At 65.8% G+C, this 17,465-nt stretch carries 15 protein-coding genes; 12 read left to right on the top strand and 3 right to left on the bottom strand.

Annotated features, from left to right (window positions below; translation table 11 throughout):
* Positions 1-110: 110 nt before the first annotated feature.
* Entirely contained in the window at positions 111-440 is a 330-nt protein-coding gene (locus tag AC1DSD_RS03555; protein WP_478028550.1) for a UrcA family protein, read from the top strand.
* Between the two features lie 66 nt (positions 441-506).
* Here AC1DSD_RS03555 and AC1DSD_RS03550 read toward each other — a convergent pair whose 3' ends face one another.
* From AC1DSD_RS03550 to AC1DSD_RS03540, 3 genes are read right to left on the bottom strand one after another with little or no spacing between them, the layout of a single operon-like run.
* On the bottom strand, positions 507-2,042 hold the full coding sequence (locus AC1DSD_RS03550; RefSeq protein ID WP_478028549.1) for a tetratricopeptide repeat-containing sulfotransferase family protein: 1,536 nt from the start codon (positions 2,040-2,042) through the stop codon (positions 507-509).
* Positions 2,043-2,099: 57 nt separating this feature from the next.
* Complete coding sequence (locus tag AC1DSD_RS03545) at positions 2,100-3,026, bottom strand: response regulator (RefSeq protein ID WP_478028548.1); 927 nt, start codon at positions 3,024-3,026, stop codon at positions 2,100-2,102.
* The gene (locus AC1DSD_RS03540) at positions 3,016-4,575 is read right to left on the bottom strand and encodes an ATP-binding response regulator (protein WP_478028546.1); all 1,560 of its coding nucleotides are present in this window, start codon (positions 4,573-4,575) and stop codon (positions 3,016-3,018) included. The genes AC1DSD_RS03545 and AC1DSD_RS03540 overlap by 11 nt, the downstream gene beginning before the upstream one ends.
* 236 nt (positions 4,576-4,811) lie before the next feature.
* On the opposite strand from AC1DSD_RS03540, the gene AC1DSD_RS03535 reads away from it, so the two are divergent.
* The 11 genes from AC1DSD_RS03535 to AC1DSD_RS03485 all read left to right on the top strand — a co-directional run bounded on the left by AC1DSD_RS03535 (position 4,812) and on the right by AC1DSD_RS03485 (position 17,460).
* The gene (locus AC1DSD_RS03535; protein ID WP_478028545.1) at positions 4,812-5,897 is read left to right on the top strand and encodes a putative urea ABC transporter substrate-binding protein; all 1,086 of its coding nucleotides are present in this window, start codon (positions 4,812-4,814) and stop codon (positions 5,895-5,897) included.
* Between the two features lie 13 nt (positions 5,898-5,910).
* Entirely contained in the window at positions 5,911-6,726 is an 816-nt protein-coding gene (locus tag AC1DSD_RS03530; RefSeq protein ID WP_478028544.1) for an ABC transporter permease, read from the top strand.
* Positions 6,723-7,520: an ATP-binding cassette domain-containing protein gene (locus AC1DSD_RS03525; protein ID WP_478028543.1), complete on the top strand. Its 798-nt coding sequence runs from the start codon at positions 6,723-6,725 to the stop codon at positions 7,518-7,520. The genes AC1DSD_RS03530 and AC1DSD_RS03525 overlap by 4 nt, the downstream gene beginning before the upstream one ends.
* A 43-nt stretch (positions 7,521-7,563) precedes the next feature.
* Complete coding sequence (locus AC1DSD_RS03520; RefSeq protein ID WP_478029014.1) at positions 7,564-8,007, top strand: CopG family ribbon-helix-helix protein; 444 nt, start codon at positions 7,564-7,566, stop codon at positions 8,005-8,007.
* Positions 8,004-8,825 carry an urea amidolyase associated protein UAAP1 gene (locus AC1DSD_RS03515; protein ID WP_478028542.1) on the top strand — a complete coding sequence of 274 codons (822 nt, stop codon included), beginning with the start codon at positions 8,004-8,006 and terminating at the stop codon, positions 8,823-8,825. Before AC1DSD_RS03520 ends, AC1DSD_RS03515 begins: the two co-directional genes overlap by 4 nt.
* A complete protein-coding gene (locus AC1DSD_RS03510) occupies positions 8,825-9,460 on the top strand; it encodes an urea amidolyase associated protein UAAP2 (RefSeq protein WP_478028540.1) in 636 nt (211 codons plus the stop codon). Before AC1DSD_RS03515 ends, AC1DSD_RS03510 begins: the two co-directional genes overlap by 1 nt.
* Complete coding sequence (gene uca, locus AC1DSD_RS03505) at positions 9,457-13,056, top strand: urea carboxylase (protein WP_478028539.1); 3,600 nt, start codon at positions 9,457-9,459, stop codon at positions 13,054-13,056. Before AC1DSD_RS03510 ends, uca begins: the two co-directional genes overlap by 4 nt.
* A complete protein-coding gene (gene atzF, locus AC1DSD_RS03500; protein ID WP_478028537.1) occupies positions 13,053-14,804 on the top strand; it encodes an allophanate hydrolase in 1,752 nt (583 codons plus the stop codon). The genes uca and atzF overlap by 4 nt, the downstream gene beginning before the upstream one ends.
* 121 nt (positions 14,805-14,925) lie before the next feature.
* Positions 14,926-15,267 carry a 2Fe-2S iron-sulfur cluster-binding protein gene (locus AC1DSD_RS03495; protein WP_478028536.1) on the top strand — a complete coding sequence of 114 codons (342 nt, stop codon included), beginning with the start codon at positions 14,926-14,928 and terminating at the stop codon, positions 15,265-15,267.
* A 94-nt stretch (positions 15,268-15,361) separates the two neighbouring features.
* Positions 15,362-16,414 (top strand): biotin synthase BioB, encoded by a 1,053-nt coding sequence (gene bioB, locus AC1DSD_RS03490; protein ID WP_478028534.1) that lies wholly within the window; start codon positions 15,362-15,364, stop codon positions 16,412-16,414.
* A 62-nt stretch (positions 16,415-16,476) separates the two neighbouring features.
* Entirely contained in the window at positions 16,477-17,460 is a 984-nt protein-coding gene (locus AC1DSD_RS03485; protein ID WP_478028533.1) for a sterol desaturase family protein, read from the top strand.
* Positions 17,461-17,465: the final 5 nt, after the last annotated feature.

Genomic DNA, 17,465 nt, shown 5'->3' with positions numbered 1-17,465 from the left:
TTCTATTCAGTAATACTCGTCATTATACTTGCAATAACTGTCGGCCAACACTAATTGACCGACACCTGATCGCCGAAGAGCGCCGGGCAGAACAGACGCAGGAGATGATGATGAAGATCGGCATAGCGGCGCTCGCCGCGCTCATGGTGGCCGCACCAGCGTTCGCCGCCCCCCGTGACAATCCCTTTTCGGCGGATAGCGCAGTGCTCGACTTGCGTGGGCTCGATCTCACCAGCGTCGAAGGCCAGCAGCGTCTCGCGATCCGGATGGATAAGGTGGCAAACACCGTTTGCGGCGAGGGGATGAGCTCGATCCATCTCGCCCTCGGCGCCCAGGCGCGTGCCTGCCATGCCGACGTGATCGCCGACATGCGCTCGCGCATCACCACCGCGACGGCGGTCGCCGGCAACGCCAAGGCAGATCAGCTGGCGATGCGCTGAGGCAATCCCGGCCAAATCGGGTGCGGCGCCTGGTGGCAGGCGCCGGCCCGATCGCCGGCGAACGGATCAGTCGATCGCGATACCTTGCGCCTCCAGCCAGGCGCGCGCGGGCGCCAGCGCGGCAGCATGTTGCCGCCACCGCGCCACCGAATCCCGATAGATCGGACGACGGACCTGCGCCGCGCTCGGCGTCGATACCGCGCCGGAATGGGCGTGAAAATTCAGGCAATCGTCGGACCAGTCCAGCCCGCAATGGGCCAATAGCCGGCGAGTCTCGCCTTCCTGATCCTCGACCAGCGCTTCGTAGCTGAGTTCGAGGATGCGGCCCGGCAAAGCCTCGCGCCAGAACGCCATCAGTCGATCGAACCGTGCATAATAGGCGGCGATGTCGAGAAGATCGTAACTATAGTCATAGTAACGCGATCCGATCGCGAACAAATTTCGGAAGTTGGCCAGCACGGTGTCCATCGGGTTCCGCCGCAGGCAGACGATCGCCGCGTTCGGCAACGCGCGGGCGGCAATCCCCGCATAGAAGAAATTGCCCGGGAATTTGTCGACGAAGCGCCGCGCCGGCATCCGCCGATGATGGGCCGCGCGGGCCAGATAGTCGCGGCCGATCGCGCCCGTGTCCCCTACCGCCGCCGCCAGGATCGTCTCGGGGTCGAGAACGATGCGGCTGCGCGTTCGCGACGCCGCCTTGACGGCGAGCGGCATGGCCTGAAGTTCGCCGACGCTCTCGACCCCGGGATGCGATGCAAGGATGCGATCGACCAGCGTCGTGCCGGTGCGAGGCATGCCGATCACGAGGATCGGCGCGTCGGTAGCGCCCTCCCCGGCCGGCGCCCGCATGACACGCGGCCACGCCGTTTCGACCGCATCGAAGATCGCGGCGTCGCTCGCGAAATCATAAGCGAGCGCGGCGCGATGCGCGGTGTTGATCGCCACAAGGTGTTCGAGCGCTTCTTCCGCGCGACCGATATCCTCGAGCTCCTTGACCAGCGCATAGCCCGTCAGCAGACGATCGCGTCCCGGCGGGGAGCGACCATGCGCGGTGCGAAGCCGCTCGACATGGTTGCGGGCGGGAGTCTGTTTCCGCAGCCCGGCCAACAGATGATGGGCCCTCGCGTCGTGCGGCGCGCGGCCGAGGATCAGTTCGAGCACCGCTTCGGCTTCGTCGGTCCGGCCGAGGAAGCTTAGCGTGGCCGCGTGATTGTACCGGAACTGGTCGTTTTCCGGCGCGAGATCGACCGCGGCGACGAAATGCGGAAGCGCCGCATGGTGATCGCCCAGGCGCGCGTAGACGCACGCCATTGTGTCGCGCCCGAGGGCATCCGCGGGAGGCGCCGCCTCGGCCGCGCGAAGCGTGGCCGCGGCATCGCCATCACGGCGGACCAGCGCATAGAGACGCGCGAGCTGGGCGCGATATTCACCGTGCGGCGCGATCGCGACCGCCTGTTCGATCTGCCGAATGCCATCCTGCACCCGACCGGTCTCGGCATCGGCGATGCCGAGCAGGAAATAGGCTTCCGCCTGACCGGATGGATCGGCCAGGCGGACCGCCGCCAGGCGGCGCGCGCCGGCGAAATCACCACGCTCGAGCATGGCACGCCCCGCAGCGCTCAGGGGTTCTCCCATCCTCTGCGGCGCTCCGGTCATGACCTATTGCGACAGCGTGCTGACCGCGATCGCGGTGGCGGAAGCACGATTCTCGACACCCATTTTCTCGAAGACCTGCTCCAGATGCTTGTTCACGGTACGCGGGCTGATGTGCAGGATTTCGCTGATCTCGCGATTCTGCTTGCCGCGGCTGATCCAGACCAGAACCTCTGCCTCGCGCGACGTCAGGCCATGACGCTCGGCAAGCAGGCGCTCGGCGTCCCCTTCGCGCCGCTCGGTCAGCCGGAACAGCCATTGGTCGGCGCTGCTCTGGCGCAGGAACGTGCATTCCACCGTCGTCTCATCGATCTTGAACGATGCCTGGGCCCCGGGCGGCACGTCGGCTTGCTGGAGATGCCTGACCGTCGCGGCAAGCTGTTCCGGCAACCGGCCGTCGCGCGGCGCCCAGCCGGCGAACAACCGTTCGATCATGGCGGTGGCCAATGGCGTCAGCCAGATGATCGCGCCGGCATCGTCGATCGCGAAGGACGGTCGCCCGGCGGTGTCGAGCGCGAGCTGGCTGCCCTGTGCGACGCGGGCATTGGCCAGGTGCACCGATACGCGCGCCAGCAATTCGTCGACCACGATCGGCTTGTGGACATAGTCGACCCCGCCCGCCTCCAGCCCGTGCACGACATGCTCGGTCTCGGTCAGCCCGGTCATGAAGATCACCGGCAAATGATGGAAACGGCTGTCCGCCTTGATCCGGCGCGTGGTCTTGAAGCCATCCAGACCGGGCATTACGGCATCCATCAGCACCAGATCGGGCGTGACATGTTCGAGCAGCTCAAGCGCGGCGAGCCCGTCGACCGCAATCAATACGGTCATGCCGGCCTGTTCGAGCGTCGCGGTCAGAAAGCGCAGCGATTCGGGCGTGTCGTCGACGACAAGGATGGTCGCGCGCGTTCCGCTTCCCGGACTAGTCGCCATTGCCGAGCCTCCGGGCAAGCCCGCGCAGATCGAAATCGTCCAGATGTCGTCGCATCTCGGCAACCGCCCCGGCGCTGTCCGGCACCTCGGCTTCCAGGTCGGTCAGGAGCGTTTCGATCGCGCGAACATGGCCAGTTTTGACGTGGCGCCGCAGGGTCACGAGATAGGGCTCCGCCGCCGGGGGAAGCGAGCCGATCGATCGACTCGCCTCGCGCCCGGCCTGGCGGTCGCCGGCAGCGATCCAATCGATCCCGAGCTGCCGACCGATCATATCCAGCAGCGCATCGAGAGCGACCGGTTTGGACAGGAAGGCGTCGTGATGGCTCTGGCCATCGCCGCCAGCACGATATTCATGGGCGTTGGCCGAAACCATGACGATCCGCAGCGCCTCGCCAAAAGTCGCGCGCAACTGCGCCGCGATGTCCCATCCGCTGCAGCCCGGCATCTGGATGTCGAGCAACACCAGATCCGGCGTGCAACGCTCGGCCAGAGCCAGTCCCTCGGCTCCTCCGGTCGCCGCGAAGACGACGAAGTCCAGCGGGCGCAGCAAATGCTGCACGACGGTGAGTTGGGAGGGATTATCGTCAATGACCAGGATCGTCTTGCGATCTCCATTATAGCCGGTCACGCGATCATACGCCGGCGCGCCCGTCGGCGCGACCATCGGTTCGGGCAATAATAATTGGAGTCGAAAGCTGCTGCCGCGGCCGACTTCGCTCGTCACCGTCACTTCCCCGCCGAGGATCCTCGCGAGCACACGGGTAATGGCGAGGCCGAGGCCGATCCCCGGCTGCATCGCCGCGTCGAGCGACCCGCCGCGCTCGAACGGCTCGAAAATCCTGTCGAGATCCTCGGGCGCGATTCCGATGCCGGTGTCGGTGACATCGACCTGCGCCATTTGACTGCGATACCGAATCGTCAGCGTCGCGCCGCCCTTGTCGGTATATTTGATGGCGTTGGACAGCAGGTTGATGAGGATCTGCCGCAGCCGTTTCTCGTCGGTGCGGACGAACGGCGGCAACCGGCCTTCGACTTCATAGTCGAGCGTAAGTCCCTTGGCCGCCGCCTGCATCCGGAACATGTCGACGACATGATCGAGCAGCGCGGGCAGGCGAACGACATCCTGCCGCAGCTTGAGCAGACCGCTCTCGATCCGCGAAATGTCCAGCAGACCTTCGACGAGGTTGGTGAGATGCTCCGCGGAGCGTCGGATTACGCTGCCTGCTTCAACTGGCGGGATGCCGTCTTCGCGCTCGAGCAACTGGGCATAGCCATAGATGGCATTGAGCGGCGAACGGATTTCGTGACTTACCGCGACGAGGTAGCGGGTCTTGGCGGCATTGGCGGCCTCCGCGGCCTCCTTCGCGCGCGCGAGTTCGTCATGCGTCAGCCGATGGGCGGCGATCTCGTCCTGCAGAATCTGCGTCTGCCGCAGACGCTCCTGCCGCGCGTTGCTGCGCGCCTTGCGCGCCAGGATGAACACTGTCCCGATCAGACCGGCGACGACCACCGCCGCACTCAATATCATCCCTCGGAACGCGTTCGTCATCGTGCCGCCTATACCCAGCGCCGTCGCCGTTGGGCTCTCGACTGGATATCGAGAGCCGGCCGGCCCGCAAGGCCCTCTGGGATAGTGGATAAATGACGCATTGCAGCATAGCAAAATGAGGTGACACGTCCCATGGACTCGATATATATTTTATTACCGGATTGCGCAAACGTAATATCGGTTGCAGAATGCGCTCACCGGTTTCCGAGCGCAGGGCGCGAAACAAGGGGAAGAACATGGCGAACTGGATGTCAAAAACGCTTTTGACGATGGCGACCGCAGCCATGCTTCTGACCACCTCTTGCAGTGGCGGTGCACAAAAAGATGCTGCGCCGCGGCATGACTTTTCGATCGGCTGGTCGATCTATGCCGGCTGGATGCCGTGGCCCTATGCCCAGAAAGCCGGCATCGTGAAGAAGTGGGCCGACAAATACGGCGTCAAAATCGACTTCGTGCAGGTCAACGACTATGTCGAGTCGGTCAACCAGTTCAACGCCGGCAAGCTCGACGGCGTCACCGTCACCAATATGGACGCGCTCACCATTCCCGCCGCCGGCGGCAAGGATACGAGTGCGATCATCCTGGGCGATTATTCGGACGGTAATGACGGAATCGTTCTGAAGAATGCATCGAGCATTGCCGACATCAAGGGCCGCACCGTCTATCTCGTCGAACTGTCGGTTTCGCATTATCTGCTGGCCCGCGCGCTCTCGACGGCCGGGCTTCAGCTTTCCGACGTGAAGACCGTGAACACGTCCGACGCGGACATTGTCGGCGCCTTCGCCAATCCCAACGCCACCGCCGCAGTCACCTGGAACCCGCAGCTCACCGAGCTGACCAAGGTCCCGAACGCGAAACTGGTGTTCGATTCGCATCAGGTGCCGGCCGAGATCCTCGACCTGCTGGCGGTCGACACCGCCACGCTCAAGGCCAATCCCAATCTCGGCAAGGCACTGGCCGGCATCTGGTACGAGACGATCACCCTAATGCAGCGCAAGGATGCCACGGGCGCCGCCGCCCGCGCCGAGATGGCAAAGATGGCCGGATCGACCCCGCAGGCGTTCGATGCCCAGCTCGTCACCACTCATCTCTACAATACGCCGCAAAATGCCGTGGCCGCCCTCAAATCGCCTGCGCTCGCCAGCACGATGATCAAGGTGCGCGACTTCAGCTTTGCCAAGGGCCTGTTCGGCACCGGCGCCAAATCGGCCGACGCTGTCGGCATCAGCCTGCCGGGCGGAAAGACGCTCGGCAATCCGAACAACGTGAAGCTGCGCTTCGATCCGAGCTATATGGAACAGGCCGCGGCGGGCAAGCTCTGAAGAGATCGCAGCCATGCGCTGGGTGAACGTCAAGCCGAACCGACGCAGCGCGGTCTTACTCGGAACCTTGCCGCTGCTGGTGGCCCTGGTCGCCTATCTGATTGCGTCCGCTACCCGTCACGCGGCCAATGCCTCGGACAAGGTGCTGCCCACGCCTGCGGCGATGGCGGAGGCGATGCGCGGTCTGTTGTTCGATGCCGATCCGCTGAGCGGTCGGATCATCTTCTGGGCGGACACCGCCGCGAGCCTCGAGCGGCTCTGTCTCGGGCTCGGCATCTGCGCGCTCTCGGCGCTGCTCGTCGGCATGGTGCTGGGCGTCCTGCCGGCGGCACGCGCGACCTTCGGCGCCTTCGTCACGACCATTGCGGTAATCCCGCCAATCGCACTCCTGCCGGTCCTCTTTATCGCCTTCGGGCTCGGCGAGACGGCGAAGGTCGCGCTGATCGTGATCGGCGTCGCTCCCTTCCTGATCCGCGACCTCGCCGACCATGTCGCGGCCCTCCCGCAGGAGCAGTTGGTCAAGGCGCAGACCCTGGGCGCGAGTAGCTGGCAGCTCGCGCTGCGTGTCGCCCTGCCGCAAGCGCTCCCACGCCTGATCGCCGGACTTCGCCTGTCGCTGGGGCCGGCCTGGGTCTATCTTATCTCGGCCGAGGCGATCGCATCCGACATCGGGCTCGGCTACCGGATCTTCCTGGTCCGTCGCTACCTTTCGATGGACGTCATCATCCCCTATGTCGCCTGGATTTCGCTGCTCGCGATCGCGATGGATATTGCACTCATGCAACTGAGCCGTCGCGCCTTCGCCTGGGCGCATCAGGATCAGCGATGAGCGACCTCCTCGCTTTCGACAATGTCTGGCTCGAATATGGCGACAAGATCGTGCTCGAGCGCGTGACTCTCAGCATCGCCGAGCGCTGCTTCGTCTCGATCGTCGGGCCGTCCGGCGCGGGCAAGAGCAGTTTCCTGCGCCTTGCGCTGGGCCAGGAATCCCCGAGCCGTGGCCACATCCTGCTCGACGGGAAGCTACTCACCCCCGAATGCGGACCCGATCGCGGCGTGGTCTTTCAGCGCTACTCGGTGTTCCCGCACATGAATGCGCTGCGCAACGTGATGTTTGCTCGGGAATGCACCAAGGCGCCGTTCACCGCGCGTCTGTTCGGTGCCGCCCGGCGGCGCGCGGCCGAGGAAGCCGAAGCGATGCTGATCGAAGTGGGTCTCGGCGATTCGCTCCATCTGTATCCGTCCCAGCTTTCCGGCGGCATGCAGCAACGCCTGGCGATCGCCCAGGCACTGATCGCGCGGCCGCGCGTGCTGCTGCTCGACGAGCCGTTCGGCGCGCTCGATCCCGGCATCCGGCAGGACATGCACCGGCTCATCCTGCGGCTGTGGGAGGAGCATGGGCTCACCGTCCTGATGGTGACGCATGACATCATCGAGGCCTTCAAACTGGGCACACGCGTGCTGGCATTCGACAAGCGACGCATCGATCCGCACGCACCGCACCGCTTCGGCGCGACTGCGGTCTACGACCTGCCACTGACGAACAAACTGCCGCTGGACACGCCCGACGTATCGGTGTCAATTATTACGATTGACAGAATCAGTAATAATGAAGAGGGATAATTCCGTGAAGGACCCCACCCCCTCCAGCCTGGCCCGGCTCAGCATGAGCCTACCCGCCGAGCTCTCCCGCCAGCTTGACCTGATGGTGGAAGAGCGCGGCCTGCCATCGCGTTCCCAGCTGATCGCGGAGTTGATCCGCAACGAGCTTGCCCAGCATGGCGCTACCGTGCGGCCGGAGGACATGCTCGCCGGCACGATCACCCTGGTCTATCGCGGCGACATGGGGCGCGTTCGCCATCAACTCGCGCAAACCCAGGCCGAATATCTCAAGGAAGTGATCTCCTCGCAGCACGTCTTCCTCGAGGACGACCAGTCGCTCGAGGTGCTGCTGGTACAGGGCCCGGCCGTCCGGCTGCGCGATCTGTGCGATGCGCTGCGCAAGGTACGCGGCGTGCAGCAGCTCCGGCTCTTCACCACCACGGCACTGCTGCCTCCGCTTCACGAGCAGGAGCGTGGCGCGCTTCAGGCAGGGGACAAGGCGGCATGAGCGCAACACTTGCCGATCCCAACGCCGCGCGCGCCCATGCCCGTGCCATGGACGGCATCGTCGTCGAGGCGATGCCGATCCTGCCGCCCCAGGCCGACGACCTGCCGGCGGGCATCTCGTCCGACGACCTGCTGTGGGAAGAGACGATCGCGGGCGGCGGCTATGCCTCCCGAGCGCTCGCACGGGGCACGCGCCTGCGGCTGATCGATCTCGAAGGCGATGCCTGCGCGTCGTTGCTGCTGTTCAACGCCGCCACGCCGACCGAGCGGCTCAACATCGCCGACACCGTCAAGGTGCAATGGGACGCCTATCCGTCGACGGGTAGCCTGTTGCTGTCCGACATGGGCCGCGTCCTTGCCAGTATCGAACAGGACGATGCCGGCACCCACGATGCCTTTTGCGGCGCTTCCAGCGAAGCGTCGAACCAGCGCCATTATGGCGACGGCCGCAATTCGGGCGCGCATCCCAATGCGCGCGACCGGCTGCTGCTCGGCGCCGCGAAACATGGGCTGGGCCGGCGCGACGTCCATCCCTGCATCAATCTGTTCAAAGGCGTGCGGATCGCCGCGGACGGCGCGATCGTGCCGGAGCTCGGCCCCTTCACACCGGGCCGCGCGCTCGTCCTGCGCGCGGAGATGGACCTGATCCTGGTCATCGCCAATTGCCCGCATGTTCTCGACGGACGGCCGTGGAGCGTCACGCCACTGCGCGCCACTGCCTGGCGCGGTGCGGTAGCCGCTGCCGACGATCCGATCCGCACCGCGACGCCCGAGCGGCGGCGCGCCTTTCTCAACACCGAAGATCTGTATCGCCGCTGATGGAAAATGATCCGCATGTCGCTGGCCTCACCGGCCAGATCGTCCACGACGAGATCGTGGCTGCCCGCGCTCCCTGGATGCATCGCGTGAAGGCCGGGAAAACGCTCCGTATCATCGACCTCGAAGGCAATCAGGCGGTCGATTTCCTGCTCTATGCGACCGACGACGACGCCGAGCGCTACAGCGCGCAGGACACGGTGGCGGCGCAGGCGAACATCTTCCTGCGCACCGGCAGCGTCCTGCTGTCCAACGAAGGCCGGCCGATGATGACGATCACCGGCACATCGGTCGAGTATCATGATACGATCGGCGGCGCCTGCTCGATCGAGTCCAACAGCCTGCGCTACGGCCATCACACCAAGGCGCAGCATAGCTGCGTCGACAATTTCCTCGAAGCCAATCTGCGCGACGGCCGCGGCAAGCGCGACATGGTCTCGAACGTCAATTTCTTCATGAACGTGCCCGTCGAAGCGGACGGTGCGCTCGGCATCGTCGACGGCATTTCGGCACCGGGCCTTTCCGTCGACCTGCGGGCCGAGATGGACGTGACCGTCGTCGTTTCGAACTGTCCGCAGATCAACAATCCCTGCAACGGCTTCAATCCCACGCCCGTCCGCATGATCGTGACGGCATGAACTTCGGCACGGTCCTGATCGCCAATCGCGGGGCGATCGCTTGCCGGATCATCCGCACGCTGCGCACCATGGGCATTCGCTCGGTCGCGGTGTTCTCCGACGCCGACGAGGCGTCGCGGCATGTCGCCGAAGCCGACATCGCCATACGGATCGGCCCTGGCCCGGCCGCGGAAAGTTATCTCGATACCGCGCGCATTCTTGCCGCCGCCCGCGAAACCGGCGCCGACGCGATCCACCCCGGCTACGGCTTCCTGTCGGAGAATGCCGACTTTGCCGAAGCCTGTGCCGCCGCCGGCATCGTCTTCATCGGGCCGAAGCCGGACAATATTCGCGCCTTCGGGCTGAAGCACAGCGCCCGCGCGCTCGCCGAGGCCGAGGGGGTGCCGCTGGCGCCCGGCACCGGGCTGCTGGCGGATGCGGAGGCGGCGATCGAAGCCGCCGCGCGGATCGGCTACCCGGTCATGCTCAAGGCAACCGCCGGCGGTGGCGGCATCGGCATGCGCGTCTGCGCCGATCCTGCCGCCGTGCGCGACGGCTATGCCGCGGTGGCGCGGCTTGGCGCGGGCAATTTCGGCGACGCCGGTCTGTTCCTCGAGCGCTTCGTGCCCCGCGCCCGGCATGTCGAGGTGCAGATTTTCGGTGATGGAACGGGGCGCGTCGTCTCGCTCGGCGAACGCGACTGCTCGCTCCAGCGCCGCAACCAGAAAGTGATCGAGGAGGCCCCTGCCCCCAACCTTCCCGACCATGTCCGCGCCGCGCTGACCGACGCGGCAGTGCGATTGGGCGCGGCCGCCCGCTATCGCTCGGCCGGGACCGTCGAGTTCCTCTACGATGCCGAGCGGCAGGACTGGTTCTTCCTGGAAGTGAATACGCGGCTGCAGGTCGAGCATGGCGTCACCGAGGAAGTGACCGGCATCGACCTCGTCCAGTGGATGGTGCGCGGTGCAGCCGGCGATTACGGCTTTCTCGACGCGCCTGTGCCGCGTCCGCGTGGCTGGTCGATCCAGGCGCGGCTCTATGCCGAGGATCCGGCGCTCGACTTCCGGCCCGCCGCGGGTTCGCTCACCGACGTCGCCTTCCCGGACGACGCGCGGATCGAGACCTGGGTCGAGAGCGGCGCCAAGGTCTCGCCCTTTTACGACCCGATGATCGCCAAGCTGATCGTGCGCGGGGAGGATCGCGACGCCGCGGTCACGGCGATGCAGGCAGCGCTCGACGCGACGCGCCTGGCCGGCATCGAGACGAACTTGCGGTGGCTACGCGATGTCGCGCGCGCCGACGATTTCACCTCGGGCGACGTCTCCACGCGCTCGCTCGAGCGGGTCGTGCATCAGCCGCGCAGTATCTCGGTGCGTGCGGCCGGCACGCTCACGGCCGTGCAGGACTTTCCGGGGCGGATCGGGCTGTGGGATGTCGGCGTGCCGCCGTCCGGACCGATGGACGCCCGCGCCTTCCGGCTGGGCAACGCGCTGCTCGGGAACGATGCGGCGGCGGCCGGGCTCGAGGTGACGGTGACGGGCCCAACGCTCCAGTTCAACACACCGACACGTATCTGCCTGACCGGGGCCGAGTTCGAGGCCACGCTCGATGGCAGGCCGGTGCCACGCAACCAGGCCATCACGGTCGACAAGGACCAGCTGCTGGCGCTTGGCCGCGTCCATGGTGGCGGCATGCGCGGCTACATTCTGTTCGCCGGCGGCCTCGACATTCCCGCCTATCTCGGCAGCGTCAGCACCTTCGACCTGGGGGAATTCGGCGGACATGGCGGCCGCAGGTTGCTCGCGGGCGACACGCTCCACCTGGCACCGCACCCGCCCGCGGTAATCCCCGGACCACGGGTGATCGCGCAGCCGGCCTTCGGTCCGGACTGGACGATCCGCGTGCTCTACGGTCCGCATGGCGCGCCCGATTTCTTCGCCCCCGAGGATATCGAGACGATCCTGACGGCCGACTGGCGTGTCCATTACAACAGCAACCGTACCGGCGTCAGGCTGGTCGGGCCAAAACCCCATTGGGCGCGCCAGGACGGTGGCGAGGCCGGGCTCCATCCGTCCAACATCCACGACAATCCCTATGCGATCGGCTCGCTCGACTTTACCGGCGACATGCCGATCATTCTCGGCCCTGACGGCCCCTCGCTCGGCGGGTTCGTCTGCCCGTTCGTGGTGATCGCGGCCGATCTCTGGAAAGTCGGCCAGCTCGCGCCGGGCGACCGGATCCGGTTCGTGGCTGTCAGCCTCGCCGATGCGGATGCGGCGAGTGCGGCCGAAGAGGAATGGATCGAGGGGCGCCCCGCTCGCCCCGTCACGACGACCGCAGGCAGCGGATCGGAGGCGATCCTGGCCGAGATCCCGCCGCAGGGTCGTCGCCCGCGTATCCTGTATCGCCGCCAGGGCGACCGCAATCTGCTCGTCGAATATGGGCCGATCACGCTGGATCTCGAGCTGCGGTTGCGGGTTCATGCGGCCACGACGGCGCTTGCCGCGCTGGAGCTGCCCGGCATCCTCGACATCGTCCCCGGCATCCGTTCCTTCCAGGTCCATCTCGACGGCATCCGCATCAAGGAGGACAAGCTTCTCGATCGACTGATGGCGATAGAGGAACAGCTCGGCGAGCTCGACGACTTCGCGATCCCCTCGCGCATCGTGCATCTCCCGTTGAGCTGGGATGATCCCGCCATTCATCAGACGATCGAGCGCTACATGGCCGTGGTGCGCGACGACGCGCCGTGGTGTCCGGACAATATCGAGTTCATCCGTCGCGCCAACGGGCTGGCGAGCGCGGATGACGTCTATCGCACCGTTTTCGATGCGCGCTACCTCGTCTACGGACTCGGCGACGTCTATCTGGGCGCGCCGGTGGCGACACCGATCGATCCGCGGCATCGGCTGGTCACGACCAAATACAACCCGGCGCGCACCTGGACGCCACCCAATGTCGTCGGCATCGGCGGCGCCTATATGTGCATCTATGGGATGGAGGGCCCGGGCGGCTATCAGCTGTTCGGCCGCACCATCCAGGTGTGGAACACCTATCGGCAAGGCGGCGCCTTCACCGAAGGCAAGCCCTGGTTGCTACGCTTCTTCGACCAGATCCGGTTCTTCCCCGTGAGCCACGACGAACTCACTGAGTGGCGCCGTGACTTCCCGCTCGGTCGCCGCACGATCGAGATCGAGGAGACCGAATTCCGCCTCGCCGACTATCGCGCCTTTCTCGCCGAGAATGCCGAGTCGATCACCGCATTCGAAACGAGCCGCAACGCCGCCTTCGCTGCCGAGCGTGCCGAATGGGAGCGGCGCGGCGAGTTCGATCGCGTCGCCAGCCTGAGCGAGGAAGTCGACGACAAACCCGCCGACGCCATCACGCTTCCCGAAGGCGCGGAGCTGGTCGAGGCCCCCTTTGGCGGCAGCGTCTGGAAGTTGATGAAAGCACCCGGCGACCTGGTCGCGGCCGGCGAGACGATCGCGGTGATGGAGGCGATGAAAACCGAATTCCCGCTCACCAGTCCCGCCGCCGGGACAGTCGCGGCCCTCTATGTCGTCGAGCGGCAGAGCGTTACGCCCGGCGCGCCGATGCTGGCGCTGATCCGATCGTGACCGCGCTCGACCGCCTGTCCGTCGAAGCCATTGCAGCCGACGTACAGTCGCGTCGCCGCTCGGCCGCCGACGTGATGGACGAGGTCATCCGGCGCCTCGACTTTTATGACGCAGTCCAGCCCGCGGTCTGGATATCCCGCTTCGATGGCGCCGCGCTCCGCGCCGCCGCCGCCGCGGTCGACCAACGGGTCGCCGACGGCGACGCGCTGCCGCTTGCCGGCGTGCCGTTCGCGGTGAAGGACAATATCGACGTCGCTGGTCTCGCTACGACCGCCGGATGCCCAGCCTTTTCCTACGTACCGTCGCGGTCGGCGACCGCGGTAGAGCGGCTGGTCGCCGCCGGGGCGATCCCCGTCGGCAAGACCAACCTCGACCAGTTCGCCACCGGTCTCAACGGTACCCGCAGCCCCTATGGCATTCCGCGCAACGCCTATAACCGGGCCTGGGTGAGCGGGGGATCGAGTTCGGGCTCAGCGGTCGCGGTGGCAGGTGGGCTGGTCGCCTTCGCGCTCGGCACCGACACGGCGGGATCGGGCCGCGTTCCGGCCGCCTTCAATCACCTGATCGGCTTCAAGCCGACGCGCGGACGGTGGAGCAGCCGCGGGCTCGTCCCCGCCTGCCGGACACTCGATTGCATCACGGTCTTCGCCGGGACGGTGGCGGAGGCCGGACTTGTCGATGCCATCGTCGCCGGCTTCGATCGCGAGGACAGTTTCTCGCGGTCGCTCGACGACGCGCCGCGCGCGCATCGCCGGATCGGCGTGCCGCGCGTCGACCAGCGCCCCTGGTTCGGCGATATCGACTCCGGTTTCCTCTATGACGCGGCACTGGCCAGCCTCGATGCCGAGCTGGTCGAGATCGACATGACTCCGCTCAACGAGGCGGCCCGGCTGTTGTATAATGGCCCCTGGATCGCCGAGCGGACCGCGGCGCTTCAGGATTTGCTTCGCGACGACCCGGAGGCGATCCATCCGGTTGTTCGCAGCATCGTCGAGGAAGGCCATACCTACAGCGCGGTCGATGCCTTCGCGGCAAGCTACCGTCTTGCCGACCTCGCCCGGGCAGCGGAGGAGATGTGGGCGACAATCGATCTGCTCGCCTTGCCGACCGCCCCGACCAGCTATCGCGTGGCCGAGATGCTCGCCGCACCGATCGCGCTCAACGCGAGCCTCGGCGCCTATACCAACTTCGTCAATCTGCTCGACATGGCCGCGATCGCGGTCCCGACGGGTCAATATCACAGCGGCGTCGGCTTCGGCGTCACGCTGATGGGACCCGCCGGCAGCGACCGCAGCCTGATCGACCTGGCGAAGACACTTTTCCCCGCGCCGGCGCACCTGCCGCCGCTCGACCTGGAGGGACACATGGAGACCGTAAAACTGGCCGTTGTCGGTGCGCATCTGAAGGACATGCCATTGCACTGGCAACTGACCTCCCGTGACGCACGCTTCGTTGGTGAAGCCAGGACCGCCCCCGTCTACCGGCTTTACGCCATGGCGGACAGCGTGCCGCCCAAGCCGGCGCTGGTCCACAGCGGCGACGGCGCCCCGATCGCGATCGAGATCTACGAGCTCGACATGGCGGCGTTCGGCAGCTTCGTCGCCGAGGTTCCGCCTCCCCTCGCGATCGGCACCGTGACGCTGGAGGACGGTAGCCTGGTCAAGGGTTTCGTCGCGGAGCCGCGCGCGACCGTCAATGCCGAGGACATCACCTCGCTTGGCGGATGGCGGCGCTATCTCCAGCGATAGGCGTCTTCCCCACGACACAGCGCCGAGCGGCGCCGCATCGGGACCCCCGAAACGATCGCAGTACATCAACCGGCGGCGCTCCCGGCCGAAGCGCGCGCCCCATGCACGGAGTGAAACGAGCATGACCGAAGCCGCCCAGCAAGCGACGATCCAGCTCCATGTCCAGAATCTGGCGGGCGACACCCGCGTGATCGAGGGCACGATCGGCAATTCGCTGATGGAGATCATTCGGTCGTCCGGGATCGATGACATTCCGGCCTTCTGCGGTGGCTGCTGCTCCTGCGCGAGCTGCCACGTTCATGTCGATCCGGCCTTCGCCGCGATGCTGCCCACGATGTCGCAGGACGAAGACGATTTGCTGGATAGCTCGGCGCATCGCTCGACCGGTTCACGTCTGTCGTGCCAGATCCCGGCGTCGGCGGCACTGAACGGCATCCGGCTGACGATCGCACCGCAGGAATGAGCGCATCTCGACGACTGCCCGAGAGCGAGAGAAGGACATGAACGAAGCGACCATAGAGTCGCCCTCCCGCTTGCGGGAGGGGCTAGGGGAGGGCGTGTCTTTCTCTACCAACCAACATGCCCTCCCCCAACCCCTCCCGCGAGCGGGAGGGGAGAAGAGGTGGACGCGCGACGAGATCGCCACGTTGTTCGACCTCCCCTTCACCGAACTCGTGTTCCGCGCGGCCGAGGTGCATCGCGCCCATCACGCGGCGAACAAGGTGCAGCTGTCGACATTGCTCTCGATCAAAACCGGCGGCTGCGTCGAGGATTGCGGTTATTGCAACCAGTCCGCCCACGCCGAGACCGGGCTGAAGGCGACCAAGCTGATGGATGTCCAGCGCGTGCTGCAGGCAGCTGCCCAGGCCCGGGATCATGGCTCGACGCGCTTCTGCATGGGCGCCGCCTGGCGCAACCCCAAGGAGAGCGACATCCCCGCGCTCGCCGAGATGGTGAAGGGCGTGCGCGCCATGGGGATGGAGACCTGCATGACGCTCGGCATGCTGACGCCGGGCCAGGCTCAAGCGCTCGCGGAGGCGGGGCTCGACTATTACAACCATAATATCGACACCAGCCCCGAGAACTACGCCAACATCATCTCGACGCGGACCTTCGCGGACCGGATCGAGACGCTGGAGAATGTCCGCGAGGCCGGCATCAATGTCTGCTGCGGCGGCATCATGGGCATGGGCGAGACACGTGCCGACCGCGTGGGGTTCGTGCACGCGTTGGCGACACTGCCGGTGCATCCGGGCTCGGTGCCGATCAACGCGCTGGTGCCGGTGCCCGGCACGGTGCTGGGCGACATGCTGAAGGACGTGCCTTCGGCGAAGATCGACGACATCGAGTTCGTGCGCACGGTGGCGGTCGCGCGGATCACCATGCCGGAGAGCATGGTGCGCCTGTCCGCCGGCCGCGAGAGCATGAGTGATGCCACCCAGGCGCTCTGCTTCCTGGCGGGTGCCAATTCGATCTTCACCGGCAACAAGCTGCTCACCACCGGCAACGCCGGCGACGATCGCGATGCCGCATTGTTCGCCAAACTCGGCATCTCATCGGCACAGCTGCCGAGCCAGCAATCGACGGAGACGAGCGTATACGTCCGATGACGTATGCCGCCGCAGCGGGGTTCCGGATATCCAGAGTCGACACTCGGGATCGCGGGGACAAGATGGACGGAATTCGCGTCGGTAAAAGGGTGATCGGAGCACAGGCGCCGGTGATCGTCGGCTGGGAGAACATCCCCAGGGTCGAAGGCGGCCCGGTGAAGCAGTTCATCTTCACCTGGTTCCAGCCGACGATGCTCTTCGCGCTGATCGCCTTCTGGTATTACGCACCCAATTCCATCGCCAAGGCATCGACCGCGGTTGGCATCGGCATCGGCTTCAAGGCGCTGCTGCTGGGGCTCGAATGGGTGAACCCGCGCTACGAGAGCTGGCGCCTGACCTGGAAGGAACTTGTCACCGACCTGTTCTATGTCTCGCTCGGTTATACGCTGCTCCGCATTGTCGACAGCTATATCGGCGACGGCGCCATGATCGAAGCCATCCAGCATTCCTTCAACTGGGACAAACTCAAGTGGTTCACGGGACTGCCGCTGCTGGTGCAGGCCTTCCTGATCTCATTCATCTTCGATTTCGGGCAATATTGGATGCATCGCGGGATGCATAATTGGTACCCGCTCTGGCTGCCCCATTCGGTGCATCACTACATTACCCAGCTGAACATCAACAAGGGCGCGGTCGGCAACCCGGTCGAGCTGTTCCTGATCGGCCTTGGTATCGGTGGATTCTTCGATTTCCTGCCGAGGGCCGCTCTCCTCGCCGGGGCCATCGGCCTGGCGGTCGGGACCTATCAGCACATCAATGTTCGCTTCAACACGCCGCGTTGGTGGCGCTTCCTGTTCAACACCACCGAACATCACAGCCTGCACCATTCGCAGGACTTCGAAGCCACCCGCAGCAATTATTCCGGTGTCTACATCTTCATCGACCGCATGTTCGGCACGTGCGTGGACGGCGAAGCGGAACTGCTCGGGATGGAAGGCGGCCGCCGCATGTCGATCCGCGAGCAGATGACCCATCCCTTCACCGAGGGCTGGAAGACGCTCAAGGAACGATTCGGCCGGCCGGCGGCCGTGGTGCCCGCCGAGTGATGACA

The sequence above is a fragment of the Sphingomonas sp. P4_D12 genome, assembly GCF_056401895.1.
This window is presented reverse-complemented; position numbering and strand designations above follow the sequence as displayed.

Bases quoted from the DNA above. Each gene is read 5' to 3' on its own strand.
- AC1DSD_RS03555 (WP_478028550.1), top strand. From the start codon at position 111: ATGAAGATCGGCATAGCGGCGCTCGCCGCGCTCATGGTGGCCGCACCA.
- AC1DSD_RS03550 (WP_478028549.1), bottom strand. From the start codon at position 2,042: ATGCTCGAGCGTGGTGATTTCGCCGGCGCGCGCCGCCTGGCGGCGGTC.
- AC1DSD_RS03545 (WP_478028548.1), bottom strand. From the start codon at position 3,026: ATGGCGACTAGTCCGGGAAGCGGAACGCGCGCGACCATCCTTGTCGTC.
- AC1DSD_RS03540 (WP_478028546.1), bottom strand. From the start codon at position 4,575: ATGACGAACGCGTTCCGAGGGATGATATTGAGTGCGGCGGTGGTCGTC.
- AC1DSD_RS03535 (WP_478028545.1), top strand. From the start codon at position 4,812: ATGGCGAACTGGATGTCAAAAACGCTTTTGACGATGGCGACCGCAGCC.
- AC1DSD_RS03530 (WP_478028544.1), top strand. From the start codon at position 5,911: ATGCGCTGGGTGAACGTCAAGCCGAACCGACGCAGCGCGGTCTTACTC.
- AC1DSD_RS03525 (WP_478028543.1), top strand. From the start codon at position 6,723: ATGAGCGACCTCCTCGCTTTCGACAATGTCTGGCTCGAATATGGCGAC.
- AC1DSD_RS03520 (WP_478029014.1), top strand. From the start codon at position 7,564: ATGAGCCTACCCGCCGAGCTCTCCCGCCAGCTTGACCTGATGGTGGAA.
- AC1DSD_RS03515 (WP_478028542.1), top strand. From the start codon at position 8,004: ATGAGCGCAACACTTGCCGATCCCAACGCCGCGCGCGCCCATGCCCGT.
- AC1DSD_RS03510 (WP_478028540.1), top strand. From the start codon at position 8,825: ATGGAAAATGATCCGCATGTCGCTGGCCTCACCGGCCAGATCGTCCAC.
- uca (WP_478028539.1), top strand. From the start codon at position 9,457: ATGAACTTCGGCACGGTCCTGATCGCCAATCGCGGGGCGATCGCTTGC.
- AC1DSD_RS03495 (WP_478028536.1), top strand. From the start codon at position 14,926: ATGACCGAAGCCGCCCAGCAAGCGACGATCCAGCTCCATGTCCAGAAT.
- AC1DSD_RS03485 (WP_478028533.1), top strand. From the start codon at position 16,477: ATGGACGGAATTCGCGTCGGTAAAAGGGTGATCGGAGCACAGGCGCCG.